This window comes from Agreia sp. Leaf335, assembly GCF_001423605.1.
In the GTDB taxonomy this organism is placed as follows: domain Bacteria; phylum Actinomycetota; class Actinomycetes; order Actinomycetales; family Microbacteriaceae; genus Agreia.
On record NZ_LMOQ01000001.1, the window covers coordinates 149,753 to 176,408 of the forward strand.

Sequence of the window (26,656 nt, forward strand, 5' to 3'; positions counted from 1 at the left end):
GTTGGCGGGGCGGGTCGCTACGCGCCCCAGCTGGCCTGGGCCCCTACGCGCTCGGCCGAGATCTTCTCCTGGTAGCCGGATGCCTGGAACGCGGCGATCGGGTCGGCCGGCAGACCGCGAGACTCGCGCCATTCGGCCAGCGGACCGCGGACATCCGTGTAGAAGGCGTCCATGAGCACGGCGTTGGCGCCGAGCACATCGTTCGACTCCTGAGCTGCGGCGAGGGCCGCGCGGTCGACCAGCAGCGCGCGCGCCGTCATCTCCTGCACGTTGAGCACCGAGCGCATCTGGCCGGCGATCTTGGCCTCGATGTTGTGGCACTGGTCGAGCATGAATGCCACGACAGAGTCTGGTCCGAAGCCGCCTCCGCGGATGACCTCGTAGAGGATGCGGAACAGCTGGAACGGATCGGCCGCCCCCACGATCAGGTCGTCGTCGGCGTAGAAGCGCGAGTTGAAGTCGAACGAGCCGAGCTTTCCGAGGCGCAGCAGCTGGGCGACGATGAACTCGATGTTGGTGCCCGGTGCATGGTGCCCGGTGTCGAGGCAGACGAGCGCTCGTTCACCGAGGGCCGAGACCTGGGCGTACGAGGTTCCCCAGTCGGGAACATCGGTGTGATAGAACGCCGGCTCGAAGAACTTGTACTCGAGCACCAGCCGCTGCTCGACGCCTATGCGGTCGTAAATGGTCTGCAGCGACTCGGCGAGACGGTCCTGGCGACCACGGATGTCGTCTTGTCCCGGGTAATTCGTGCCGTCGGCGAGCCAGATCTTGAGGTCTTTCGAGCCCGTCGCATCCATGATGTCGATGCACTCGAAGTGATGGTCGATGGCCTTCTGTCGCACGACGGGGTTCGACGAGGTGAGCGAGCCGAACTTGTAGTCCTCGTCTTGGAACGTGTTCGAGTTCACCGTGCCGAGCTCGACACCGAGGTCGTTCGCGTAGGCGCCGAGAGCGGCGTAGTCGTCGACCTTGTCCCACGGGATGTGGATGGCCACCTTGGGTGACAGGCCCGTGTACTTGTTCACCTGCGCGGCGTCGGCGATCTTCTCTTCGGGGTTGCGAGCCGTGCCCGGGGTTCCGAAGACGCGGAACCGCGTGCCCGAGTTGCCGAACGCCCACGACGGCAGTTCGATGGACTGCCCCTCGAGCTGAGTGGCGATGTCGCTGAATTGCACCATGAGATATTCCGTTCCTCTTTGAATCGATTCAACATGGACAAGACTAGGATACAATGAACGGATTCACAAGACCGCCATGCTCGCCCATAGGGTGGGTTCCATGTCGGCGTCGAGTGTTCGGGATGTGGCCCTGCGGGCGGGCGTCTCCGTCGGCACGGTGTCGAACGTCTTGAACCACCCTGAGAAGGTCTCTCCGGAGACCGTCGAGCGCGTTCAGCGGGCGATCGACGAACTCGGTTTCATACGCAACGACGCCGCACGGCAGCTGCGCAACGGCCGTAGCCGCACGATCGGCATGGTGGTTCTCGACGTGCGAAACCCGTTCTTCACCGACCTCGCTCGTGGAGCCGAAGACGAGGCCGCAGGCTCCGGTCTCACGGTGACCCTCGGCAACAGCGACGAGAACCCCGCGCGCGAGGCCACCTACCTCGACCTGTTCGAGCAGCAGCGGGTCTACGGGATCGTCATCTCGGCCTACGCCGACATCACTGAACGGCTCGCCCGGCTCAAGCAGCGCGGCATCCCCGCCGTGCTCGTCGACCGGTCGAGCCCAGCGGGTGCCTTCAGTTCAGTGTCGGTCGACGACCTCGCCGGCGGAAGGCTCGCGGTCGAGCATCTCATCTCGTTGGGTCGAACTCGGCTCGCTTTCGTTGGTGGGCCCATGGGCATCCGCCAGGTGGCCGATCGACTCGACGGCGCTCGCGCGGCCGTTGCGGCGCATCCGGATGTCTCGCTCGAGGTCATCGAGATCGACGCGTTGAGCGTGTTGGCGGGCCGGGCGGCCGGAGCCGACATCGTCGGGCGCTCGTCGGGGGAGAGGCCCGACGCGATCTTCGCGGCGAACGACCTGGTGTCGATGGGACTGATGCAGGCGTTCGCGATGCAGGGGGCCGACGTGGCCGTTCCCGGGCAGATCGCACTCATCGGGTACGACGACATCGACTTCGCCAGCGCGGCCGTTGTTCCGTTGTCGTCGATTCGTCAGCCGAGCGCGCTGATCGGGAAAACCGCGGTCGAGATTCTGCTCGCCGAAGCTCAGGACTCAACCTCGCCGCCGCGGCACGTGGTCTTCCAGCCGGAGCTGGTGATCCGCGCGAGTACCGAGGGCTGAAGCAAGGCCGAGGCCCGAGAACGCGGCTACCGGTTGCCGCTCGCGGTCTCCAATGCGTTCGACGTGAAGTCGTGGGTTCCCGATCCCACCTCTGTCGAGATCTCGCCCAGCACGATGTCCGCCCGAACACCCGGGGGCACCTCGACCGTCAGGGTCACGACGCCAGACGAGCTCCTTTTCCATGATGAGGATGCGCGTCCATACACGGTGTCGATCGAGACCGCAGCGGAGGTCAGGCCGCCCCCGATGATTGGGGCGATCCGCAGCCGGGCATACCCGGGCGCCGCGGGCGCAAGGCCGGCAATGCGCTCCTGCAGGAAGGCGGCGACGGCGCCGAAGGCGTAGTGATTGTGAGAGGCCTCGGGTTCCCCCTGCTTGTAGCCGTCCCAGGTCTCCCATGTGGTGGTCGCTCCGAGTTCGATGGCGTGCAGCCAGGATGGAGCGCTGGTACGGAGCAGAATCCGCAGAGCGACGTCGGCGTGCCCGGTGTCGACGAGCGTATCGAGCAGCATGGGTGTGCTCAGGAACCCGGTGGCGAGGTGGTCGCCAGCTTGCTCTACGAGTTCGGCGAGACGGGTGGCGGCTCGGTCGCGGTGGTGAGCTTCGAGCAGGTCGAATGCGAGGGCTCGGACGTAATCATCCTGCCGGTCGTCGCCGATGCGGCTTCCTCCTTCGGTCACGAAGGCGGCTCGCCAGGCCGTGCTCGCGCTGTCGGCGAGCTGTGTATAACGGCTGGAGTCCGCGTTCTCGCCCAGCACGTCGGCGATCTGAGACAGGAGCCGGGCGGAGTGCGCAAGATAGGCCGTCGCGACGCTGGTGCGTCGACCGAGAAAATTCCCTGGCATCTCTGACGCGAGCGATTCTCCGGGACGAAGCCACTCTCCCCAGTGATAGCCGGTGTCGACGATGTACCGCTCGAGGTGTCCGACACCACGCGTGAACCTGCGTCTCATCCCCCGCTTGCGTGCGGCCCGGAGTGCCATCTGGTCGACCCACGCCTTGGCACTGGCGTATTGGTCTCGAAGGACTGTGGTGTCGCCGTAGTACTGGTACAGCGTCCAGGGAAGCATCACGGCGACGTCGCCCCAACCGGCAGAGGTACGTGTGAAGCCCAGCGGATTGCGGCTGATTCCGGCCGCGGCCTCGGAGGGAATGAATGGAGGGACTGTGCCGTCCGGGTGCTGCTCGGCGGCGAGGTTGCGCAGGTATCGCCGGAGGTAGGCATCGGCGTCGACCAGTTGTACCGCTGTCGGTCCGAATACCTGGATGTCACCCGTCCAGCCGCTGCGCTCCCGGGTCGGGCAATCGGTCGGAGTGTCGGTGAAGTTCGAACGGAGCGACTGCACCACGTTCTGCCACAGCTGGTTCAGGCGACCGTCGGAGCTGTGAAACTCACTGACCGCAGGCAACGGCGTCGACAGGACGATGGCTTCCACATCTTCGGCCGAGATCGGCTCCGCTGGCCCATCGATGCAGAGGTAACGGAACCCTTTGATGGTGGCGCCAGGGGTGTAGTCGACTGGCTCGCTGCCCAGGATCGCCTCATCACGCTGGAACCAGTCCTTCTTCGAGGAGGCGCCGCCGAGGTAGCCGGTGGCGATCTCCCCGTTCGAGGAAAGCACCTCGCTGTACATCAGTCGCACAGTAGCGCCCTCTGGACCCGACAGTCTGACGCGTGCTACACCGGAGAGGTTCTGGCCGAAGTCGACCAGTTGCTTGCCCGATGGTGTCCGCGAGACGGTTCCGCGCCGTCGCCCGATCTGCTCGACGCGTTCGACGGATTCCGCGATCATCCTGCGGCGTTCGGGAAGGACCACGGCGCGAACCGTGCCTTCCGCTGGGCCATCAAGCCACGGCAGCTCGGGGAGCCGAAGATCGACGCGTTCGCCATCCTTCGGATCCGCGACTCGAACGCGTCCGTAGCTGGCGGTCCAACTCTCGTCGGTTGTCACGTTGACGGTGCTGCCGTCGGAGAGTTCGAGCTCCAGCTGCATCAGAGCTGCCAGCCGATCACCATAGCGGTTGGGTAGCGAGAACGCACCGAGTCGTCCCCTGAAGCGACCTTCCGAGACGATGATGCCCACGACGTTCGTGCCCGCGCGCAGCGCATCGGTCGTGTCGTAGACCTGGTACTCCGTGTAGTTGTGGAAGGGAGTCCATCGGGGGACGAGCGCGGTGCCCGTGACGTCGTGCTCGTTGACGAACAGGCGATACCAGCCGAGTGCACTGGTGTAGGCCCGAGCTCGCACGACATCGGCGGGGAGCTCGATCGTCGTCGACAGGTAGATGCTGCGGGGGTCCTTTTTGGCGGCGACCGGGTGGCTGATCCAACCGGCCCGCCAGTCGGTCGGATGGAGCAGACCGGTCTCGAACGAGGCGGTTGCCCAGTCACTCACTGTGCTATCGGGTCCATGTACCCGCACCCTCCAGTGGTATTCAGTGCGTGAGTGGAGGGCGCCGCCGGCATACGGCGCGCCGTATGGGGTCGTGCTCTCGACGAGGCCGCTCGTCCATGTGATGTCCCGGGGAAGGAAAGACGAGTCGACGGAGACTTCGATCTCGTACCCGAGTTGCGGCGGCGAATCGTTCGCGAGCGTCCACGCGAATTCCGGAGCCGCCGAGTCGAGGCCGAAGGGGGCGGGGCGCCGATCGACCGTGAGCGAATGCGGGGTCATGGAGAGTCCTTTCGACCGGATTAGTGGGAGGCGAGCGGGGCGGAGTGTTCTGCGCGGCCGATGGTGCCGGTTTCGGAGTCGAACTCGTCATGCCGGTCACGAGTGCGGAACACGATCCAGGCCCACCCCACGCCGATAGCGGAGCCGACTGTCAGGATGCCGAACAGCAGGGACGGTCCTCCGATGAGCAGAGTCGGAGTGATGCTCGCGAGTGCGGCTGCGGTGAATCGTTGGATGGCGATGATCGACCCCTGCGCCGTCGTGCGAAGGAGCGTGGGGAACTGTTCCTGTGCCCACACCCGCTGAATGCCCTCGAATGCGAAGGCCGACCCTACTCCCATGAGCAGAAGGCTGACGAGGTAGACGGGGACGCTCGCTCCGAAAACCGCGACCGCAAGCGGCGAGAGAACGAACGCGATGCCGCCGATCTGAAAATAGCGGAATCGAACGGGTTTGTCCGCGATTCTCATGAACCAGAGGTAGCCGATGATGCTCACCGGCAGCAGCGGAAGGGTGACAAGTGAAGCCTGGCTAATCGTCACGCCGCCGAAGTTGACGAGGATATAGGTGCCATAGCTGCCGATCGTGCTCGCGATCAGATTGGTCAGCGAAGCGAACATCACCAGTGCGAGGAAGACGGTTCCGTAAGGGCTCCGAAAGAGGATTTTGATACTGGTGCGCTCCGCGCGAACGATTCTCAGTCCAGCTCGTCGTTCCGCCTGGGCCGCGAGCCACGGTGCGGACTCGGGGATCGTCAGCCGTCCGAGAAGGATCAGCAGGCCGACCACGGCGATATGCGCGAAGAGGATCATCGGTGCCACTCTTCCCAGGTCGCCGACGAGGGTGCTGATGACGATGTTCGCGATGATTCCGGCCATCCACAGGAGGTTCGTGAACCCGATGAGACGGCCTCGATTGTGCTCGGTTGCCGCCTCTGAGATGGTCGAGAGCGAAACGGGCAGGTCTGCGCCGCTCGCGAATCCAAGCATGATCGCGCCGACGAGGATGACGGGGAACGATGAGGCGAACACCAGCACGACGGCTCCGGTGACGAGCGCGATCATCGTCGCGGTGAAGACGGGGCGGCGACCGAAGCGATCACCGAGCCGGCCGCCGACGAGGGCGCCGATGGCCATGGATGCCGTGAGTGCTCCACCAGCCAAACCGATCTGGAGCTCGTTCAGACCGAGGGTCTGCTGGAACACGACGATTGCCGTGGCAAAGCCGGTGATGGCGGCGGCATCGACGTATGAGGCCATGCCGGAGACGACGGCGACCCACCAGGGACGTGGGCCAGATGCGGGAGTGAGAGACACGGGACTTCTCCTTTGAAGAACGCGAGGTGAGGAATCGTCAGGCGACGAATGAAACGAATCAATTGGCCCCAGCGTCCCACTAAGTATGTTCGTGAGTCAAATACTTTTTCGAACGTTCTTTGTGTTTGAGCCCTATGCTGGGGGCGTCTGAGTCCCAGAGGAGTTACTGCCGGTGCCGAGAAGTAAGAACGCGCTGCCGCTGCATGCCCTTGCGGCCGAGCAGACCGCTCCCATCGCGGGAGCCCGCGTTCCGACGTTCCTGTCGGCGTTCCAGGCGATCGTGACATGGGGAACGTCGCGGTCGTACCGCGAGCAGCTCATGCGCGACAGCGGATTTCCGTATCCGAAAGACCTGCCGGCCTTCCTCGTGGTCAACCAGCTCGTCTATCGCGGACTCGCGACGCCCACGGCGCTGGCCGACGCGGTCGACACCACGCGGTCGAACATGAGCCGTGTCATCGACCGCCTCGAGAGTGCCGCCCTGGTCTTCCGTGCGCACGACCCACGAGATGCCCGCGGCACGGTCATCGGCCTGACGGCGTCCGGTCGAGATCTCGGCACACGCGTGCTTGATTGCATGCAGGATTTCGGGGAACTGGACGGATGGAGCGCGCAGGAGATCGAGATGCTCGAGCAGTTGACGATCAAGCTCGCAACGACGCTCGACGCGTTCCCCAATCATCCGCTCACGGTTACCGCGGGCGTCTCGTTCAGTCCGGCTGTCGTCGATCGCGAGCTATGACGTCACCGGTTCGACAACCGCTAGCGGAGGACCGCGGGGCTGCGCCGGGTTTTCCGGGCAGCCCCCTCGTCATTCCTTGCTGCTTATTACAGGAGGTCCAGCATCGTTGTCGCAGCAGCCTCGTCGCCAGAGAATGCCGCGGCTTCGATAATCACTGAGGGTGAGGCGGGAACGAACCCGTCGTCGGTCCACCGGTTGGTGGGGCGGGTTGAACCACTAACCGTGATGGTCTTGGTTTCGCCGACTTCGAGCCACACGGGCGTGAAGCCGACGAGGACGCGACGGGGGAAGTCGTTCGCGTCGATGACGGCGTAGAGCTGCACGACGTGTCGGCCGGGCCGATTGCCGGTGTTCGATACGGTGACCGTGGCATCGAAGTGCTCGTCGACCACAGGTGAGACGCCGACCGTGTCGATGCTGAATGTCGTGTACGACAGTCCAAAACCCAGCGGGAATGCGGCAGCGTTGCCGTCGCGGTCAAGGAGCCGTTGTCCGTGCCACCTGTCGTAGGTGATTTCGGTGGCGTCGATGTCGAGGAAAGGGAGATGGCTCTCGTCGCGAGGTATGGAGTACGGCAGTCTGCCGGTGGCGTCATGGTGGCCGAGGAGGACGTCCGCGAGGGCCGTTCCGCCCTCGGAGCCGTTGTACCAGCCCACAAGAACGGCCGGAACGTCTTCGCGCCACTCCTCGGTGATGACCGCGCCCGCGGTGACAATGACCACGACAGTGCGCGGGTTGGCTGCGGCGGTTGCACGGATGATGTCTGCATCGATGGTGCGCAAGCGCAGGGACCGGCGATCGCCGCCGATCGCCGTTCCCATCACGGTGCCGCCATCGCTGGCCGCCGACATGAGCGCGCTCAGATCTACTCCTTCGGGTGGCGGTGGGAAGAGGGCAAGGAGATTGGGGTCGGTCATGATGTCACCGAGGTACTCGCCTTCATCGGCGGAGGTGTATCCGACAACCACGATCGCAACGTCTGCGCTCGCGGCGGCGGTCGCAGCCGCGCTCGGGTCGTCGTCTTCCACGTAGTCGATGGCCACGCCCGGCAGTGCGGCGCGGATGCCTTCCAGTGGGGTCGTGACGTGTGGTGAATGCACGTTCGACGAGCCCTCGTCGCCCGTATTGGCCAAGCCGGCGAGGCGACCGATGACGGAGATCTGCCGCAGCGACGACGCATCGAGGGGAAGGAGGGGGCGGCCGTTCACATCGTCGTTCTTCAGGAGCACTGCCGCAGTGGCGGCAGCCTCTCGGGCGAGCGCGCGGTGCTCGTGAGAGAAGACCACATCGATCGAGGGCTCGTCGTCGAGCTCGCGTGCGTAGAACGCGAGCTGGGTGGCGAGGATGCGCCTGCCAGCGCGCTCGACATCGTCCCAGGATGCTCGCCCCTCGTCGAGGTCGGCCTCGAGGTGCTGGGCGCGCTGCTGCCGCAGTGGTTCCTCGACATCCAGACCGGCGTGGAGGGATTTGGCGGCATCGCGAAGTCCGAAGAGGAAGTCCGAGACGGTGACTCCCTGGAAGTCCCACTGGTCACGCAGGATGCCCTCCATCAAGACCTCGTTCTGCCCGGCCCACTCGCCATTGACGCTGTTGTAGGCGGTCATGATTCCATCGACGCCCTCTTCAACGGTGCGTCGGAAGTGCGGCAGGTAGACCTCGTGAAGTGCGGCGTCGTCGGCGGTGACGTCGAGGACGAACCGGCCGTTCTCCATCGAGTTCAACGCGAAGTGCTTCGACACTGCCATGGTGTGGTGGCGGATACCGCGCGTGAGGGCGCCGCCGAACTCGCCGAGCGCGTAGCTGTCCTCGCCGTACGTTTCCTGCGCTCGGCCCCATGCGGGGTGCCGAGGAAGATTGATGCAGACGCCTCCGAAGAAGTTGCCGCCTTGGGCGCGAACCTCGGCGCCGATCGCGATTCCGACGCGCTCCTCGAGGGCGAGATCCCAGGTGGCTCCACGGGCCATGGAAACCGGGAAGGCCGTGGAAGCGCCCATGACAGCACCTCGGGGTCCGTCGCTGAAGCGGAGGCCGGGGACACCGACTCGGTCCACGCGGCCCATGATGATGGGCTCTCGGTTGTATCCCTGGGCCAGTTCCGCCATGCCCGGCCAAAATTCCTGATCGCCGTCCAGTAGGCCCAGCTTCTCCTCCGGGGTCAACTGCGCAAGGAGGTCTGCGGCTTCGGACTGCGCGGTATTGCCAGCGCGTACGCGCTGAATCGCGTCATCGAACAAGGTGTGAGTGGTCGTCATCGACTTTCCTTAAACTCGACCTCCGTCAGCTCGGGTGCCGTGGAGGTATCTCTAGGATCGAAATCCTTACCCGCATCAGTGCGGGTAAGGAGATGGTAAACATATATCCGTGACTGCGCAAGGGGAGACGACGGGCGAGGCTGCGGCCGAGCGGCACTCACGGACCCGACTGGCGCCCGAGGTGCGCCGCGCCATGATCATCGAGCAAGCCACGACAGTGATCTCCGAGCGGGGCTTTAATGCCTTCACCCTGCTCGGCCTCGCTGAAGCATGCGGAATGACGCGACGCGGACTCGATCATTACTTCGCCTCGCGCGAAGAAATCCTTATCGCCGTTCTGCGTCACCGCGACGAAGTAGATGCAGCTTTCCTTGGCCTCGGTGAGAGAGAAATCTCCCTAGACCGCGAAGGCATGTGGCGCGCCTTGGATGAGGCCGTCCGTCGCAACGCGTCCCAGCGCGAGATCGTGCAGCTCTACACCGTTCTCGGTGCGGAATCGCTGAATCCGGAACACCCCGCCCACGGCTACTTTCTGGAACGTGCGCTGACCGCCAGAAAGGCCTTTGCCTCATCGATCGGCTCCTGGCACCCGAATCCAGAAAAGTTTGCCATCGAAGTGATTGCCGTCCTTGATGGGCTGCAGATCAGCTGGTTGCGAGAGCCGCACCTTGATCTGTTCGAGCTCTGGCGAAGTGCGGGAGCGCTGCTCGACCGGGACTCGACGGCGTAATTCTCACACCAGAGTCGCGGCTGGCCGCGCGCGCCGCGGGTCTGCTCGGCCGCGCGCTTTCGCGGGGCGCTGCTCGCCAGTTGTAGTCGATGCGTAGACCGGTTCGCGCGTCGCCGCTGCCACCACGTGAGGCCGAACGCTTGCGGATGTGACGCCCATGCCTCTAATATGCCGTTACCCGCATGCATGCGGGTAACGAAACCGCCACGCCGTGCGGTTTCTCCCGAATACGCATGAAGGACAACGATGTCTCACCCTAAGACTCCGCCCACGCCCCAATTTCGAGCCTCTGCCGCGGGGCCATCGGGGCCTCCTGCCTCTGTGCCTAGACGGGTGGGTGTCGCGTTGTTTCTTGGCGGCGCATTGTGGATCGGCCCATTCTTTGCCAACAACGCGGTGCTCTTGCCCGCCCGGCTCGAGCAGATAGCGCCCGACGACAAGGTTGCCCTGGTGGCCGTTCTGGCCATCACCGGTTCCATCGTCGCAATGCTCGCGAACATCTTCTTCGGCGCTTTCAGCGACCTCACTCGCAGCCGATTCGGTCGCCGCGCGCCGTGGATGATCGTCGGATCCGTCGGCGCATCCGCTTCTCTGTTCGCTCTGTCCGCGACTGACTCACCGACGCTTGTGATCGTCTGGTGGATGGTCTTCCAACTTTTCCTGAATGCGATCGCTGCGCCTCTGCTGGCAACTCTCGCTGACCGCATTCCCGCAGCCAAGAGAGGAACCTACTCGGCGGTGTACGGCGTGGGCGTCATCGTCGGTGTCTTCGGATCGCAGATCGCGGCGTCCGGCTTCACCACGAATCCTGTGTCAGGCATGGTTATCTTCGCCGTGATCGTGCTGCTGGCTGGGCCGCTGGTGGCGGTGATCGCGCCCGAACGATCCAACCGACACGACCCGCGGGAGCCGTTCAGCCTCTCGATGATCGGGCGCAACTTCCTCTTGCCGACCCGTGGAGCGCGCGACTACTACTTCGCTCTCAGCGGCAAGCTGCTTTTCGTCGTCGGCACGTATTCCATCACCGGGTACCAGCTCTTCATCCTCACCGACTACATGAAGCTGAGCCTCGCAGAGGCCGGCGGAACCATTGCGATCATGGGCCTGATCCAGCTCGGCACAGCGCTGGTGTTCGGCGCCATCTCGGGCCCGATCTCTGACCGTCTCGGCCGTCGCAAGCCGCTCGTCATCGGCTCCGCATTCGTCGTCGCGATCGCATCGCTCTTTCCGTTCTTCGTTGCCGAACCATGGGCGATGATCGTCTACGCCTTGCTGGCCGGAATCGGTTCGGGCGTCTACAACTCGGTTGACCAGGCTCTCAACACGGATGTGCTTCCCGACCCGGACAATGCGGCAAAAGACCTGGGGATCCTCAACATGGCCAACACCGGAGGTCAGATTCTCGGCCCGGGACTCACGTCAGGAATTGCGAGTCTCGCGGGCAGTTTCGGTCCTGTGTTTATCGTTGCGGCGATCTTCACCGGGGTGTCCGCACTCCTCATCCAGCCGATTCGGTCGACCCGATAGGCGTCAGCGTCTCTGTCTCGCGGCGATCAGTCGGTTTCGTTGAGCGAGTCCGACGGGTTCTGCTCGTCGAGCATCTCGTCGGCTTGCTCCTCGGAACCCTCGGCCTGAGACGGCTTGTTCGAAGCGGCGTCGTCAAACCGTGTCGTGGTTCTGAGGGTTCGGCTGGGTTTCTGCTGCTGACGACATGGTGCGTCCTTTCGTTAGGTGATTCTTGTTGTCGTGGGCGCTCAGACCGAGCGCCATTCGTTGCTGGTACCGACGCTAGAACCCCGCGCCGACAGCCGAATCGGGGGTTGCGCGATGGCGGCGAGATGCGGCACACACGAGTGAAGAGCACGCCCCGCCGCGATGAGCAAGGGGCTGACCGGACAGTCGTCGAAGGACCAGGCTGAGACGCATGAGCGACGACACCCAGACACCTGACCCATCCGCGGAGGCGCCCCGCGACGAGAAGCTCGCCGAACTCATCAAGGAGGTCGACGAGGATCCCGGCACCGAAGGAGCGTCGGAGATGTCCGACCGACTGCGTGATCAGACGGAGCAGTCCGAGTCGGAGAGCGAGAACCCGGGCGACGTCGTGGACTAGACCGGCCTCACCGAGAAGTCGCGCCCGCGATGATCTCTCGGGCGACGACATCCGGCGCGTTCTCGGGCAGCCAATGATTCTCAGCGAGTTCGACGAAACGGTAGCGGGCTGCGATGAACGGCCGCGTCAGCTCAGCAGCACGACGACCGAGGGCCTGGTCGCCGTTGCCCCAGATATATGTCGTCGGCACGAGCACCGTGCTATTTGGCGATGCCCTCTTGTCGGGCAGTGCGATTCCGCGGTACCAGTTGAGACCGCCCGTGAGACGGCGGGGCTCCGACATGAAAGAGCCGTACGAGGCGGCGACAGACGAGGTCAGCCCCATTCGCTCGAGCAACGAGGTGAGCCGACGGCGCAGGAGCCGTTCTGGAATCCAGGGGAGCTGGAAGACGAGCATGTAGAAAGAGCGCAACGCTTGCGCCGAGGTCACCAGCGAACGGGCGAGCGCGGCCGGATGCGGGGTCGACAGCACCGTGAGCCCGGTCAGCCCCGAGTGCTGGGCGGGCAGGTCCGACCAGAATCGAAAGGCGCCCGCCTCTTCGAGAACGTGCCGCGAGTACAGCACGCACCCCCCGACCGACGCGACCTTGTACGCCGCCCATCCGTGGCTCGACAGCGGGATGCGCCGGGCGATATGCGTGAGGTTCGCCGCGTTGTGCAGCGGCCAGCGGTCGAAGGCGGGCAACCCGCGCCGCACGCGCTCGGGCTCGACCTTCGCGCTCCACAACTCGAAGCCCGACTGCTGCTCGGGCCTTTCATCGTCGAGGTACGACAGCCCCTGCACCGCCTCGCCGACGAAGCCGCAGCCCAAGGTGTCGAGGGCGGAGCTCATCGTCTCGAGCTGGCCCGGCTCGAGCCACACATCGTCGTCGAGATAGAGCACCGCCGGGGCGCTCGAGCAGTCGAACAGATACTGGCGCTGCTCGGCCAGGCCCCGCCTCGGCAGATGCCGATGGACCTCAACGGTTCGACCCTGGGCTCGCAGCACGCGCACCATCGCCTCGACCGCAGGATGTGCCGTTCCGATGGCGTCGTCGGACTGATCGCTGATGATCACCCGGAACGGCGGATCGTCTTGGGCAGCGAGACCAGCAAGCGTCACCGCGAGTTCGGCCGGGCGCCCCACGGTCGGAATGAGGACGTCGATGTCGACCGGCGAACCGACCTTCGGGTCGGCCCACCGATCGGAGGTCAGCCGACTCGGCGTTCAGCCACCCGAGACGGCGCTGCTCACGGCTGTCGGTCCGTCGAACTCGTCTTGGTCGACGCTCTCCAGCGCCTCGACCACGTGGTCGGGCGCCCCTTGATTGCGGGCGGTGTCGAGCAGATCGTTCTTGCTTATCGGGTAATCGACCCCAGAGAGGTACTTCTGCAGTTCGATCGGTGTGGGCTTCTCGACCATGATTTTCCTTTCTTCGTGTGTGGTGTTTCTCTCTCGTGGTTCTACTGACCGGGCTGTTCGGCACTGATCAGGCGACGGATCGCTCGGCGAAGTCGTGCACGCAGCATCCTTCGATGCGCTCAAGATCGACGGCCATGCACTCGCCCCAGCGAACGAGTGACAGAGAGCCGAGTGCGCTATCGAGAGCCGGCCGGCGATCGATGAGCTCCGCGGGCAGCTCGATATTCTGGTGGGCGAGCGGGGTGCTCGACCCGAATCCGTAGACCGCGAGGAACCACGAGGTGCCGCCAGCCTCCTGGCTGTCGACCCGGGCTGTGAAACGCGTGATTCTCAGCCGCTCGTCGTCGGTGAGCTCGTCCATGCGTTTCGGCGCGTTCGACGCTCGGATGGTGCGCATCCAAGCGAGCACCTCTTTCGCGCCGACCCGTACGTTCATGCACCAAGCTCAGCACTCGGCGAAACCGACGAATCTGGGACTTGCGGCTGTCGCGGATCGAGGCGTTTAACCGCGAGCCTGCGTACACCGCTGCCTTACCGGCGCCGGTGCCGTCAAGCCCTGAATTCTCGCTTGTCTGCGCTGATTACTCTGCTGCACACATTGATCGCGAAAGGACGGGCCATGACGACGTACGCGACAGCTGCGGAAGCGACGACCGACCTCGAGGTCGTCTGCCTTTGCGAGGGCGAATGGAGATTGTGCGACGCCCGAATCCCGGCCACCGATTCCCGTCGCCTCATCAGCTACGTCGAGAAGTCGAGAGACGGTTACGAGGTGCTGTGGCTTCCCAATCTGACGGTGCAGCGGGTGTCATCGCTCGACGAAGCCGTGGCGAAGGCGAGGGAGTTCTGCGCCCAGCGTCGCGTCGCTACTCGCCCGTTAAGATCAACCTGTCGAGGTAGTCGTTGCGGAACGCGCCGGTCGGGTCCCACTCCGCGGCCAGAGCCCGGAACTCGGGAAGCCGCGGGTACAGGCGCTCGAGAGTGGCGGCATCCACCGTGTTGAGCTTGCCCCAGTGCGGTCGCGCATCGAAGGGCGCGAGCGCCTCCTCGATCTGCGGCAGCAGGGCCTTCACAGCCGCGGGCTCGTTCTTCCAGGTGAAGTGGATGATCAGCGAGTCGCGCTGGTACGCCATGCTCAGCCAGAGGTCGTCGGCGGCTGCCGTGCGCAGCTCGGTGATCATGAGGTGCGGCGCGATCTTCGGGCCGAGGGCACGCAGCGCGCGAATGGCGTCAGCACCCTGCGAGCGCGGAACGAAGTACTCGGTCTGGATCTCGTCGCCGGCTGACGGAACACGGTCGAGCCTGAAGTGCGGAAGTCGTTCGAGCCACGGCCCGGGCTTGCCGCCCTGCTCGTTGAGATTGTCGTCCGACGTCTCCCAGAGGGCGCCCGCCGACACGATGTCGCGCTTGGCTCCGCGCCATTCGTCGACGACCTCGGTGCCGGCATCCATGCGCGTCTTCACCCAGAAATTGGCGATCGTCTCCTCGACCCAGTCGGTGAAGACGCTCACGCTGTAGCCCAGGCTGGTGACGCCGTCGAGGTCGTCGAGCAGAACGTCCCAGGGCAGGCCGCGGTAGACATCCTGCCGAACCTGAAACGACGGCTGGATGTCGAGGGTCACCCGAACGACGACGCCGAACGCCCCGAGTCCCACGACGAGACCGTCGAAGCCCGGCTCGCCGCGACGCACGGTGCGGCGCTCTCCATCGGAGATGACGATCTCGAGAGCGGATACGGCGGTCGAGAGCACGCCGTTGTCATTGCCCGAGCCGTGCGTGCCGGTGGCGATGGCGCCCGCGATAGAGATGTGCGGGAGCGAGCCCATGTTGTGCAGCGCCCAGCCGTGGTCTTCGAGGAATCGGGCGAGGATGCCGTAGCGCGTTCCGCCGCCGACGGTCACCGTGCGGGCCTCCTCGTCGAGCACGAAGTCGGGCTCGATGTCGGTCACCGTCACGAGCAGGGCGTCGGTGTCGGCGATGTCGCTGAAGGAGTGCCGTGTTCCGAGGGCCCGGATGCGCTCCGCGCCGGCGACGAGCGAGGAGACCTCATCGATCGTGGTGGCGTCGATGATGTCGGCGGCGCCGTACTCGAGCGTTCCCGCCCAGTTCAGCTCGGAGTCGTGGCTCACGGGGGTCCTTCTGTGTCGATGGTCTCGTCACCCGATGCGGCGACGCAGCTCGCGGCCGACGCATCCGGTGAGATGGCAGAAGCCGGCTCATCGTCGACAGCCACCGTTGTAGCGTACGCGGATCCGTGCGCGGGGGCATCCGCGCATCCGCGCCTATTGGGGCTATCCGCGCCTGGCCGAACCGGGGCGGATGCGCCGAACGGGCGCGGATACCGCAGGGCTGCGCAGCGTAGCGCCTCGCCGCTACAGGGTGCGCAGCGTCGGGTCCCACGACTCTGGGAGGACGGGGCTCGCAGGCGCCGTGCTCTCTACGCGCACGAAACTGCCCGCCTCCGAGGACTCCTCCATCGCGGTCATCACGTCGAGCACGTGGTAGCCCAGCTCGGCCGGCAGCAGATCTGCGCCACCCGAACGGATGGCCCTGGCCATCTCCAGCACAGCCGATCCGCGGCCGCCGGCGAATCCGGTCTCGGGCAGCTCGATGCTCTCGTCGCCCCGTACCAGCGTGCTCACGCCCTCGAACATGTTCGGATCGGGCAGCACGAGGGTTCCGGTCTCGCCGGTGATCTCGACGAGCCCCGAGCGCCGCAGCGGTGAATCGAAGCTGAAGATGCTCTGCGACGATTCGCCGCCCTCGAAACGGGCGAGTGCGCTCATCTGGGTCGACACGGTCACGGGAAGCTCGGTGCCGGCGCGCGGACCCGATCCGATGATCCGCACATCGCGGGCCCGCGAGCCGATCGCGGCCACCTCGCGGAACGATCCGAAGACGCACGCGAGCGTCGTGAGGTAGTACGGCCCCATGTCGAACAGCGGCCCTGCGCCGGGCACGAAGAAGAAGTCGGGGTTCGGGTGCCACGACTCGGGGCCCGGGCCCTGGAACGCGGTCATCGCCGTGAGCGGTCGACCGATGTCGCCGCGCGCGATCGCACGCAGCGCGCTCTGCACGCCCGGTCCGAGAATGGTGTCGGGCGCGACGCCGATGCGAAGACCGGATGCCGCGGCCTGGTCGAGCAGGGCCTGACCACTCTCGCGGTCGAGACTGATCGGCTTCTCGCTCCACACGTGTTTGCCGGCACTGAGCGCGGCAGAAGAGAGTTCGGCGTGCACGGCTGGGATCGTGAGGTTGATCACGATCTCGACGTCATCGTCTTTCAGCACCTCGTCGGCGCGTCCGGAACGCGGCACGCCGTATTTGTCGGCCTGCTGCGCGGCGCGTGCGACATCCAGATCACCGATCATCACGACGCGCACGTCGGGAAAGGTGATGAGGTTCGAGAGGTACTGGTCGCTGATCGCGCCCGCGCCGATGATGCCGATGCCCACGGGGCCGGAGCCGGTGGTGGTGTAGGTGCCGATTGGACTGCGTGGGGCTGTGCTCATCAGTGGAGACCCCTCTCGACGAGGAACTGCCTGCCTTCGGCGATGCCCTCGAAGATGTCTCCCTCGTAGGTGTCGAACTCGACGACCGCGAATTCGAGCTCGGGAACGGCGTCGAGTCCGGCGGCGAGCGGAACCACTCCCTGGCCCGCGGGAAGCTGGCCCGAGAGGTGTTCGGGCTGCTCTCCCGAGATGTGTCCGGCGGGCACCTGATTGGGCAGGTCACCGGTGAGCGAGCCGTCTTTCACGTGGATGAACTTGACCCTGTCGGCGTTGCGGCGCAGAAACTCGACGACGTCTTCGCCGCCCGCGGCCACCCAGTAGGCGTCGACCTCGAGCACGACCCGCGGGTCGAGCAGGCTCGCGAAGTGGTCGAGGCCGGTGACGCCCTCGACGCGGTTTCGGATCTCGCCGTCGTGGTTGTGATAGCCGACGCGCATGCCGCGGACGGCAGCGGGCTCGACGGCCGAGTTGAGTCGATCGGCCAGCCGGGCGATGGTGTCGGCGCTCTCCCACAGGGTCGGCGGGGTGAACGATTCGATCACCGTGTGCACGCCCAGCTTCTCGGCCAGGGCGAAGGATGCCTCGAGCTCGCCGGTCGCTAGGGGCACGTGGGTGCTCGGTGCGGCCAGACCGTGCTTCGCCAGCCGGGCGGCGTACGCGTCGCCGAACTCCTGCAGGCCGTACAACTCGACCGCGGTGAAACCGATGTCGGCGATCCGCCCGAGCGTCGCATCCGGATCGGCGCTGAGCGCCTCGCGAACCGTGTACAGCTGGAGCGAAATGGTCGCGGTCATGCGTCTCCTCGGTGAGTCGTGCGGGTGTGCGACAAGCCTAGTTGGCGCCACCGGATGCGCATACATTTGATTGAGCGCCCATGCGCGAGCGTGCCCGGTGCCCTATGGCAGGTTCGTTTCGATCTACGTCTGGATCACGGCTCGGATGACTTCGGCGTTCGCTTGGCCTCCGTAGGCGGCGGCGAAACATGAGTCCGTGACGTAGAGCTGCGCGAGCCCGGTGTAGGCATTTCGGTCGGGGGTGCGGCCATTCCAGTGCTCGGTGACCCACCGGTGGTGAGCCTCGAACAGCGTCTGAAATGCATCCGATGCCGGGTCAACCTTCGATCGGCGGCAGCGCGGAGTGCGGCCGTCACATCCAGGCTTCGTTGATCGTCGGCCCGGCGTCCCTCGTCCGTCATCTGGTCTCGGCGCTTCGCGCTTCGCTCCCACGAGTCATCGCCCCAGCGCTGTCGCACTTCGCTCTCGTACTGGCTCTGGTCGACGCCAGCGAACACCTCTTCTATGCTCATTTCTTGTCCTTTCTGCACCGCGTTACCGATAGCCGTTGCTTGCCACCCGCAAGGGGTGAAGCAAGCCGATCTGCTCGTAGTGTCGAAGCGTTCGGCTGGTGAGCCCGGTAGCCCGGCCCACCTCTTTGATGGGCCACTCCTGCATTTGTGCCATGTCCACAACAATTCCAGTTGACGCGACGGCAGAGTCAAGTGCGACTTTCCGAGTTCGTCTCAGCTCTGCTGATGACCACCCGGCAACTTGACACGCTTCTCGGAAGTTCTACGCCGTACCCGAGCGTCGACAACCCGTGTTCGGGCTGCTTCGTTGCGTCAGAGACGACTCTCCTGTGGGTCGAAGCCGGAACCGGCATGTTGGGACCCCTGCAGCAGTACGTCAGCCTGCTCGATCTCCGGAGGACACGCTCCGTGGGCGTCAACCGAATATTCAGGACCCGTCGACTTCGCGAGCCCAGGAACCACCTTCGTCATCGGTTGATCGAGGGCAACATCTTTCCCGTCTCGGGCGAGGCGTCTGCAAGCGAGAAGCTCAGCAGCTGTCGCCGGAAACTGTCCAGACGACTTCGCTGAGAACGAATGGGGTCGTCTCCTCCGGAGGGGCTCCGCCGGTTCCGCGAATGGATGCGAGTTGATGCAAATAGCCGTCGATTATGCGAGGGAGATCGATATGAACCGTCGTCAGCCGGGGAGTGACAAGTTGTCCGAGAACCGTGTGGTCGACCCCGATCACCCCGACTCGGGAGGGCACGGCTAGGTTCAGCCGTCGCGTCGCGGCGATGATGGCGATGGCGACGTCGTCGTTGTAGGCGCAGACGGCCACGGGTTCTTCTCCCGTCAGCTCGAGTGCGGAGCGCATTTCGGCTTCGGCGGTAGCAGCTTCGAGCTGAACGCGAACTACGACGGGTTCTGGCAGGTTCAGAGCCGCGCATTCGGCCTGGACTCCCCGAAGTCGGACGTCGCCGTAGGGGGCTGTGCGAGTGTCGTCCAGTTGGGCGAAGATCACCCGACGCTTTCCGCGGCGAACGAGTTCACGTACTTGCAAGCGCCCGACGTAGGTGTCGAGTTCGTCCTCGATCCCGCGTTCGGCTTCGGGAAGAGACGGCAGCACGTGGCTGCCAGAGGCTTCGAGGGTACGCCCCTGCGCGGGTGTGAACACCCCGAAATCGACTATGGCCAGGGGGCGCAGATCTAAGACGGAGGTCAGCGTCGAGGCGGTATCGCGCCTGGCGAAGTGAACGACCACGCTCATGCCGAGTGCTGCCGACGCTTCGGTGATTTGATCCACGGCGTTCTGGAGGTGTGGGCCGAAGGTGGCGCTCGGAATAGTTATGACGACCATGTCGCTGACCCCGGTCACCAGTGCGCGCCCGGCCCGGGACGGGCGGTAATTGAGCTCTGCAGCGGCGACCGCGACGCGATCGCGTGTCTCTTGCGGAAAGCTGGACACGTTGCCGTTGAGGATTTGGCTGACCGTCGTGCGGGACAGTCCGACGCGCTTGGCGACATCTGAACTCGTCGCTCGTCGGGCAGGCGTCATGGCTGTCATTCCCCCAGTCTGACACAGCTGTATTGACCGGCTCGAAGGAATGGTCTAGCGTGGTGTCGCGCGTTACTAACACGTGTCACTTACTCGTGTTACCACTGGCTGTCTGGTCGAGTGGTGTGCGGGCACCGAAATGACGAAGGAGTCATACATGGCAAAGAATCCCGGGCGGGTGCAGGGCGAGCAGATGCGCGCCGCCGTCGCTTTCAGTACTGAAGAATCTGTGACCGCAGCGCTGTCGGCAGAGGCTGTCGGCGAGGCGATCCACGCGGACCGCTCCGGTGAGAAGTTGAAGCTCCGCGAGAAGCTCTCATACGGCGTGGGCGACATCGGGGCCAACCTCATCTTCGCGCCGGTGTCAGCTTTTCTCCTCTTCTACCTCACCGACACCGTCGGCGTAGGGGCAGCAATCGCCGGCACTCTTTTGCTATTCGGCCGCGTGCTCGACGGCACGCTCGACCTCATCATCGGCACGCTCGTCGACAAGACCAGAACGCGCTGGGGCAAGGCGCGACCGTGGATCCTCTTCAGCATGCCTGTGCTGGTGATCTCCTTCGTGCTGCTGTTCAACGTTCCCGCCGGGCTCACCGAGACGGGCAAAGAGATCTACGCCTTCGTCTTCTACTTCCTGTGCCTCGGCGTCGGGTTCGTCAGCTCCAACCTGGCTTATCACACGCTGCTCTCCGTGATCACATCCGACTCGAAAACCCGCGTCTCACTCACCGTCATTCGCACATTCTGCGCAATCCTCACCACCCTCGTGGTCAACTCCTTGACCATTCCCTTGCTGACAGCATTCGGCGGCGGCCAGGGCGGCTGGAGCATGACGACCCTGATCTACGGCGGCATCGCCGCGATCACCCTGCTGATCGTCTTCTTCGGCACCAAAGAGCGCGTGAAGAGCACCGTCACCGCAGCATCGGGACCGAAGATGCCGCTGGGCAAAATGATTCGCACCCTTTTCCGCAATCCATACTTCTTGCTGATCTTCGGCTTCTTCCTCCTGCAATACATGGTGCAGGGCACCGCGGGCGTCGGCATCTACTTCGCCTCCGACGTGCTCAACGACCCGTCGCTCTTCGGCCTCCTCAGCATCGCCGGTCTCGCCCCCCTGCTGCTGGGCATGTGGTTCATGCCCACCATCATCGGCCGCTTCGGCAAGCGAAAGCCGATCCTGTTCGGCACCGCCTTCGTATTGGTCGGCACGGCCGTCACTCTCATAGACCCAACCAACGTCACGCTTCTCATCATCGGGAGCCTGATCCGCGCGATCGGCGGGGTACCGAACGCCTCGGCCATGTTCGCTCTCGTCGCCGACGTCATCGACTACGGCGAGTGGAAAAGCGGGGTCCGCTTAGACGGGATGACCTACGCTGCCGCGACCGCGGGCCAGAACTTCGGTGCAGGCCTGGGCACGGCCCTGGTCGGATGGCTGCTCGCCTTCGGCAACTACGACGGCCTCGCCGCGTCGCAGCCGCAGTCAGCGATCAACGTCGAGATCTTCCTCTACCTGGTGCTGCCCGGGATTACGGCGATCTTGATCGCGGTAATCATTTACTTCCTCAATGTCGATAAAAACCTCTCTCAGATGCAGCGTGACCTCGCGGAACGACGCACGAGTTCCGCGGTTGCGGCCGAGTAGGAACTAATGACGACATCCGCGATGCGGTTGGCGTGGGGTGTCGTCGGCACCGGCGACATTTCACGCTCGATCAGCTCTGACCTCTCACGTCTCGACACCGCGAGGCTGCTTGCGGTGTGCTCGAGAGACGTGGCAACCGCAGAGGCGTTCGCCGCCGAACAGGGCGTCGAACGGGCGTACGGAGACCTCGACGAGATGCTCCTGAACGACGATCTCGACATCGTGTACATCGGCACTCCGCACGCAACCCACATGCCGATCGCACTGGCCGTGCTCCGCGCCGGCAAGCACGTGCTCATCGAGAAGCCAATCGGCGTGAGCGCCGACGAAGCACGGGTCATTGCAGAGGCGGCACGCCGATCAGGTCGATTCGCGATGGAGGCGATGTGGATGAAATTCGCTCCGGCCTATCGAGAGCTCATCGGCCGCGTCCAGTCCGGAGCGATCGGGCAGATACGCAGTCTTCGAGCCTCGTTCGGGCTCCCGTTCCACCCCCCGGAGTCGACGCGTCTCTCGGCAGAACGAGCTAGCAGCACCCTGCTGGATCAGGGCATCTACCCGGTGACCCTCGCGCTCGATGTTCTCGGAACGCCTCTGGGCATCCGCGCCGAACAGATACAGCGCGACGACGGTGTGGACCTCACCACCCATGCGACATTCGAGTACGCCGACGGGACGTTCGCAGACCTTGCCGCGTCGATGGTGGAGTACATCGACCCCAGTGCCTCCATCAGTGGTTCGGACGGCTGGATCGAGATTCCGGCCCCGTTCTGGGCTACGACCAGCTTCACCACCCATACGGGCGGTATCGCGGACGCCTTCGGGTCGCCGACGACGACAGCTCTCGCGAGGGAAGGCAGCGGGTACGTGCCGATGCTGCGCGCCGTGGGAGAAGCCATCGGGCGCGGATTCTCGGAGCACCCGCTTCACACGCTGGACGCCTCGATCAAGACATCCACCGTCCTCGACCGTATCCGTTCCGTGGCCCGCACAACCCGCGCCACCTGACCCAACCCGCTAGGCAGTTGCAAAAGCTGCCACCCACCAGGGGCAACCACCCCGCACTAAGGAGCAACCATGACAACCACCTCATTCAACGACGGCTGGAGCGTTCGCGAGAAGACGAGTATCTTCGAGGCCCTCCAGGGCGGTGCCGCCGAAGCGGTCCCCGTTCGTCTTCCGCACGACGCTCTCATCCACCGCGACCGATCCGGCGCCGCCGGGCGCACCTCGCACTCGGGCTACTTCCCCAGCGCGACCGTCGAGTACAGCAAGGCGCTCGACATTCCTGAGGAGTATCGAAACAAGCGCGTCACCCTGGAGCTGCAGGGAGTCCATCGCGATGCGATGGTCTATGTGAATGACGTCTTCGCCGCCCAACGCCCGTTCGGATACTCCACCTTCTTCGTGCCTCTCGACGCTTTCCTGAATTACGGCACTACAAACACCATCCGAGTCGAGTCCCGCAACCACGAGGACTCCCGCTGGTACACGGGCGTCGGAATGCACCGCGACGCTCTGCTGCACGTCACCGACCTCGTACACCTCACCCCCACCGGCGTGCAGATCACCACGCCCGATATCGACGCGCGCCGTGCAGTCGTCGAAGTCGCGAGCGTTGTTCAGAACGAGAGCACTGGCACCGCGCAGCGCTCGCTCTCGACAGTCCTCCGCGACTCCGCTGGCCGCATCGTTGCAACCGACACTGCCCCTGTCACCGTTCGGGCCGGTGCGAGCTCCATGACAAGGCAGCGCCTTTACGTAGAGAGTCCGCAACTGTGGAACGTCGAAAGCCCATCGCTCTATACGGCGGTCAGCACTCTCCTCGAAGCGGCGAGTCCGGTCGAGCAGCGCGAGACCGTCTTCGGCATCCGTAGCATTCAGCTCGACCCGGTAGACGGCCTGCGAATCAACGGAACAACCGTGAAACTCCGCGGCGCATGCATCCACCACGACAACGGAATTCTCGGGGCTGCCGCCATCGGTCGCGCCGAAGAGCGCCGCGTCGAACTGCTGAAGGAGGCGGGATTCAACGCCATCCGCAGCGCCCACAACCCGCTCAGCCAGGCCATGCTCGACGCCTGCGACCGGCTTGGCATGCTCGTGATGGACGAGACCTTCGACATGTGGACCGTCGGCAAGTCCGCCTTCGACTATGCCCTGTCATTCCCCGAGTGGTGGGAGCGCGACGTGGAGGCTCTGGTCGCGAAGGACTTCAACCACCCTTCCGTCATCTTCTACTCCATCGGCAACGAAATTCCTGAAACGGGCAATGCGCTCGCATCGGACTGGGGGCGCAAGATCGCGGAGAAGATCCGCACCCTCGACGAGACCCGCTATTTGACCAACAGCATCAACGGCTTCGTTTCCGTACTAAACGACGTCGTTGATCTCATGGCAGCTCAGGGCGCGGGCGGCGCTCCCGCTGGCGTGAATGACGCGGGCGACCTCATGGACATGATCAACTCCTCCGAGCTCGTGACCGAGAAGACAGCGGAGTCATTCGCCATCGTCGACGTCGCTGGCCTCAACTACGGCGACTCGCGCTACGTCGCCGACCGCGACGCGTTCCCGAACCGCATCATCGTCGGCACCGAGACCTTCCCGACACACATCGACGTGAACTGGCGGCTCGTCGAGGAAAATTCCCACGTCATCGGAGACTTCACGTGGACCGGCTGGGACTACCTGGGCGAAACCGGCATCGGACGTATGCAGTACCTCGCAGAGGGCGAGGACGCCGTCTTCGCCGCTCCCTACCCCTGGATTGCTGCCTGGTGCGGCGACATCGACATCACAGGACTGCGCCGCCCCGCGTCCTACTACCGAGAGACGGTCTTCGGCCTGCGTCACCAGCCCTACATCGCGGTGCAACGCCCTCAGCACTACGGCGCCCGCAAGCAGGCCAGCCAATGGACATGGTCCGACGCCATCGCAAGCTGGAGCTGGAATGTCGCCACCGGGTCGTCTGTAACCGTCGAGGTGTACAGCGATGCCGACGAGGTCGAGCTCTTCCTCAACGGAGACAGCATCGGTCGGTCGCCGGCCGGACGCGACAACAGTTACCGGGCCACCTTCGACGTGCAGTACGTGCCGGGAGAACTCACCGCCGTCGCTCTCACCGGGGGATTCGAGGAGAGCCGCACGAGTCTGCGCACCGCCTCCGCCGACGTGCGCCTTCACGTGACTGCTGACCGCGACCAGCTGATCGACAATTCGTCGGAACTCAGCTTCGTCACCATCGAACTGCGGGATGAGAACGGCACCCTCCTCAACGAGGGCGACCGCCTCGTTACGGTCGAGGTCAGCGGCGCGGGAACTCTGCAGGGCCTGGGCAGCGCTCGTCCCGACACCACCGAGAAGTTCGACTCGAACGAGCACACCAGCTTCGACGGACGCCTTCTGGCCATTGTCCGCCCGACCGGTGTCGGACCAATCGTCGTCGACGTGAGCGCCGACGGACTCGAGCCCCTCAGCATCACGCTCAACGTCGCCGCCGAGCCGACCAACCCGTCCGACATCTGATTGCGGCTCGTCGCAACCAGTCACGCGCAGCCGGACCAGCGAGGAACGCGCACCAGCGGATCCACCCCACCTCGCGCAGCGAGGTAGGTGTTGCCATCAGGGCGACCTTGCACGCAATGGAATCGGGCGGGTAGACGAATGTCTGAGCAGTAGTGCGGCCACGCCACGTCGTTGGCGCAGACAGCGCGCGGCGTCACACGTTCCTACGGGGGTGTGGCGCCGCGGCTCGGATGGCTGACAGCTCGGCAGCATCCACCGTACCTACCAAACGTATGGTAGGTTACGGTCATGGCAAACAAAACAGAAATACTCGATGCTGCTTTGGTGGCGTTGCGGCAGGGAGAGACGTTGACGCTCGATTCGGTTGCGGCGCATGCCGGCCTGACAAAGCCGGGGATCGTGCATCACTTCAAGACCAAAGGTGCTCTTACGGTCGCGGTCGTCGAACGTTTGATGGATCTGTGGGAACTCGATCTGAACGGTCGAGTCGATGACAATGCGGACGCTCGAGCCCGGTTGCGGGCCTATGTCGAGTTCGCTTTCACCTCTGACCTCGACCCCAGCGACTTGGCGTTACTGTCTGACGCTCGGCTGCGTGACAAGCTCAACGAGCTCTGGATCGAGCGACTTGCGCCCTGGTTCGGCGAGGACATCACCGCAGACCCCGTGGAGCTCGCGTCGATCCGTGCTGCTCGGCTCCTTGCCGACGGAGCGTGGTTCGACCGCGCGTTGGGAACCGTGGACTTCTCGGAATCCGACCGCTCCGCAATCCTTACCATCGCACTAGAACTCACCGAAAGGACGACACGATCATGAAAAAGTGGTTCATTCTTGTCGGAGCGATTGCCCTGGAGGTGACGGCGACGCTCTCTCTGAAAGGGGCGATGGAGCTCCCTGCCCTGTATGCCGTCGTAGCGATCGGCTATATCGGATCTTTCGTCGCGCTCTCCTTGGTTCTGAGAGCAGGTATGCCCCTCGGCGTCGCTTATGGGATTTGGGGCGCATCTGGGGTGATGCTCACGGCCCTCTTGTCGTCGCTGCTGTTCGGGGAGCCCCTCACTGCCGTCATGGGCGTCGGGATTGTTCTGATCATTGGTGGCGTGCTCTGTGTTGAACTTGGCTCACAAGCCGCGCGTAAGAAGGGCACGGTCGCGTGATGGGCTGGTTGTTTCTGATCGGCGCGATCGCCTTCGAAGTCTTCGCCACCATGTCGCTGCGGATGGTCGCGACTGGAAAGAAAAGATGGCTCATCGGCGTCGGGATCGGCTATCTCGTCGCATTCGCGATGCTCGTCCTCACTCTGAGCACGGGAATGGCTCTCGGCGTTGCCTACGGCATCTGGGCCGCGGCCGGCGTTGCGTTGACGGCCGTACTGAGCAGGTTCCTCTTTAAGGAACCTCTCACCCTCATCATGGGTGTTGGTGTCGCACTCATCGTTGGAGGAGTACTGCTCATCGAAATCGGGGCCGCGCACTAACCCAGCAATAGCCGAAGTGCCCGTTGAGGTTTCCCTCAACGGGCACTTCGGCTTTACTCATCTGTCTAGGACGAATCTCGCCGCGGGGTTGGTTTTCCGTCGCGTGCCGAGAAGCTGCAACGGAAAACC

23 protein-coding genes and 1 pseudogene are annotated in these 26,656 nt (G+C 64.5%); 11 read left to right on the forward strand and 13 right to left on the reverse strand.

Going from position 1 to position 26,656, the window contains the following annotated elements:
- Positions 1-17: 17 nt before the first annotated feature.
- Positions 18-1,181 (reverse strand): L-rhamnose isomerase, encoded by a 1,164-nt coding sequence (gene rhaI / locus ASF79_RS00780; protein ID WP_055850835.1) that lies wholly within the window; start codon positions 1,179-1,181, stop codon positions 18-20.
- A gap of 100 nt (positions 1,182-1,281) precedes the next feature.
- Between rhaI and ASF79_RS00785 the strand changes: the two genes are divergently transcribed.
- On the forward strand, positions 1,282-2,292 hold the full coding sequence (locus ASF79_RS00785; RefSeq protein WP_055852921.1) for a LacI family DNA-binding transcriptional regulator: 1,011 nt from the start codon (positions 1,282-1,284) through the stop codon (positions 2,290-2,292).
- A 26-nt stretch (positions 2,293-2,318) separates the two neighbouring features.
- Here ASF79_RS00785 and ASF79_RS00790 read toward each other — a convergent pair whose 3' ends face one another.
- Positions 2,319-4,967, reverse strand: coding sequence for an alpha-L-rhamnosidase (locus ASF79_RS00790; protein ID WP_055850838.1), 2,649 nt, complete (start codon positions 4,965-4,967; stop codon positions 2,319-2,321).
- 20 nt (positions 4,968-4,987) lie between these two features.
- Positions 4,988-6,283 carry an MFS transporter gene (locus ASF79_RS00795; RefSeq protein WP_235500590.1) on the reverse strand — a complete coding sequence of 432 codons (1,296 nt, stop codon included), beginning with the start codon at positions 6,281-6,283 and terminating at the stop codon, positions 4,988-4,990.
- 172 nt (positions 6,284-6,455) lie between these two features.
- On the opposite strand from ASF79_RS00795, the gene ASF79_RS00800 reads away from it, so the two are divergent.
- Positions 6,456-7,025, forward strand: coding sequence for a MarR family winged helix-turn-helix transcriptional regulator (locus tag ASF79_RS00800; RefSeq protein ID WP_055850841.1), 570 nt, complete (start codon positions 6,456-6,458; stop codon positions 7,023-7,025).
- Between the two features lie 86 nt (positions 7,026-7,111).
- Here the strand turns inward: ASF79_RS00800 and ASF79_RS00805 are convergent, their stop codons facing one another.
- On the reverse strand, positions 7,112-9,277 hold the full coding sequence (locus ASF79_RS00805) for a glycoside hydrolase family 3 protein (RefSeq protein ID WP_055850844.1): 2,166 nt from the start codon (positions 9,275-9,277) through the stop codon (positions 7,112-7,114).
- A gap of 109 nt (positions 9,278-9,386) precedes the next feature.
- On the opposite strand from ASF79_RS00805, the gene ASF79_RS00810 reads away from it, so the two are divergent.
- The 3 genes from ASF79_RS00810 to ASF79_RS00820 all read left to right on the forward strand — a co-directional run bounded on the left by ASF79_RS00810 (position 9,387) and on the right by ASF79_RS00820 (position 12,120).
- On the forward strand, positions 9,387-10,007 hold the full coding sequence (locus ASF79_RS00810; protein WP_055850847.1) for a TetR/AcrR family transcriptional regulator: 621 nt from the start codon (positions 9,387-9,389) through the stop codon (positions 10,005-10,007).
- A gap of 402 nt (positions 10,008-10,409) precedes the next feature.
- Entirely contained in the window at positions 10,410-11,534 is a 1,125-nt protein-coding gene (locus ASF79_RS00815) for an MFS transporter (protein ID WP_162239048.1), read from the forward strand.
- Positions 11,535-11,931: 397 nt separating this feature from the next.
- A complete protein-coding gene (locus tag ASF79_RS00820; RefSeq protein ID WP_055850856.1) occupies positions 11,932-12,120 on the forward strand; it encodes a hypothetical protein in 189 nt (62 codons plus the stop codon).
- A gap of 7 nt (positions 12,121-12,127) precedes the next feature.
- Here the strand turns inward: ASF79_RS00820 and ASF79_RS17615 are convergent, their stop codons facing one another.
- From ASF79_RS17615 to ASF79_RS00855, 9 genes and pseudogenes are all read right to left on the reverse strand, one after another.
- Positions 12,128-13,315 (reverse strand): glycosyltransferase, encoded by a 1,188-nt coding sequence (locus ASF79_RS17615; RefSeq protein WP_082495603.1) that lies wholly within the window; start codon positions 13,313-13,315, stop codon positions 12,128-12,130.
- A gap of 12 nt (positions 13,316-13,327) precedes the next feature.
- A complete protein-coding gene (locus ASF79_RS00830; protein ID WP_055850862.1) occupies positions 13,328-13,522 on the reverse strand; it encodes a DUF2795 domain-containing protein in 195 nt (64 codons plus the stop codon).
- A gap of 67 nt (positions 13,523-13,589) precedes the next feature.
- Entirely contained in the window at positions 13,590-13,958 is a 369-nt protein-coding gene (locus tag ASF79_RS00835; RefSeq protein ID WP_055850866.1) for a hypothetical protein, read from the reverse strand.
- Between the two features lie 430 nt (positions 13,959-14,388).
- Positions 14,389-15,651 (reverse strand): D-arabinono-1,4-lactone oxidase, encoded by a 1,263-nt coding sequence (locus ASF79_RS00840; protein ID WP_055850869.1) that lies wholly within the window; start codon positions 15,649-15,651, stop codon positions 14,389-14,391.
- Between the two features lie 243 nt (positions 15,652-15,894).
- Positions 15,895-17,034 (reverse strand): Gfo/Idh/MocA family protein, encoded by a 1,140-nt coding sequence (locus tag ASF79_RS00845; protein ID WP_055850872.1) that lies wholly within the window; start codon positions 17,032-17,034, stop codon positions 15,895-15,897.
- Positions 17,034-17,828, reverse strand: coding sequence for a sugar phosphate isomerase/epimerase family protein (locus ASF79_RS00850; RefSeq protein ID WP_055850875.1), 795 nt, complete (start codon positions 17,826-17,828; stop codon positions 17,034-17,036). The genes ASF79_RS00845 and ASF79_RS00850 overlap by 1 nt, the downstream gene beginning before the upstream one ends.
- Positions 17,829-17,951: 123 nt before the next feature.
- Positions 17,952-18,340, reverse strand: a pseudogene (locus tag ASF79_RS17845) (TipAS antibiotic-recognition domain-containing protein).
- Positions 18,341-18,362: 22 nt separating this feature from the next.
- Positions 18,363-18,494 carry a MerR family DNA-binding transcriptional regulator gene (locus tag ASF79_RS16970; protein ID WP_082495708.1) on the reverse strand — a complete coding sequence of 44 codons (132 nt, stop codon included), beginning with the start codon at positions 18,492-18,494 and terminating at the stop codon, positions 18,363-18,365.
- Positions 18,495-18,869: 375 nt separating this feature from the next.
- Entirely contained in the window at positions 18,870-19,886 is a 1,017-nt protein-coding gene (locus ASF79_RS00855) for a LacI family DNA-binding transcriptional regulator (protein WP_055850879.1), read from the reverse strand.
- Between the two features lie 148 nt (positions 19,887-20,034).
- On the opposite strand from ASF79_RS00855, the gene ASF79_RS00860 reads away from it, so the two are divergent.
- The 6 genes from ASF79_RS00860 (at position 20,035) to ASF79_RS00885 (ending at position 26,527) form a co-directional block, all read left to right on the forward strand.
- The gene (locus ASF79_RS00860; protein ID WP_162239049.1) at positions 20,035-21,525 is read left to right on the forward strand and encodes an MFS transporter; all 1,491 of its coding nucleotides are present in this window, start codon (positions 20,035-20,037) and stop codon (positions 21,523-21,525) included.
- Between the two features lie 6 nt (positions 21,526-21,531).
- Complete coding sequence (locus tag ASF79_RS00865; protein ID WP_055850885.1) at positions 21,532-22,533, forward strand: Gfo/Idh/MocA family protein; 1,002 nt, start codon at positions 21,532-21,534, stop codon at positions 22,531-22,533.
- A gap of 69 nt (positions 22,534-22,602) precedes the next feature.
- On the forward strand, positions 22,603-25,050 hold the full coding sequence (locus tag ASF79_RS00870) for a glycoside hydrolase family 2 TIM barrel-domain containing protein (RefSeq protein WP_055850888.1): 2,448 nt from the start codon (positions 22,603-22,605) through the stop codon (positions 25,048-25,050).
- A 288-nt stretch (positions 25,051-25,338) separates the two neighbouring features.
- On the forward strand, positions 25,339-25,866 hold the full coding sequence (locus tag ASF79_RS00875; RefSeq protein ID WP_055850892.1) for a TetR/AcrR family transcriptional regulator: 528 nt from the start codon (positions 25,339-25,341) through the stop codon (positions 25,864-25,866).
- Positions 25,863-26,207: a DMT family transporter gene (locus ASF79_RS00880; RefSeq protein ID WP_055850895.1), complete on the forward strand. Its 345-nt coding sequence runs from the start codon at positions 25,863-25,865 to the stop codon at positions 26,205-26,207. The genes ASF79_RS00875 and ASF79_RS00880 overlap by 4 nt, the downstream gene beginning before the upstream one ends.
- A complete protein-coding gene (locus ASF79_RS00885; RefSeq protein WP_055850898.1) occupies positions 26,207-26,527 on the forward strand; it encodes a DMT family transporter in 321 nt (106 codons plus the stop codon). The genes ASF79_RS00880 and ASF79_RS00885 overlap by 1 nt, the downstream gene beginning before the upstream one ends.
- The last annotated feature ends 129 nt before the right edge of the window (positions 26,528-26,656 follow it).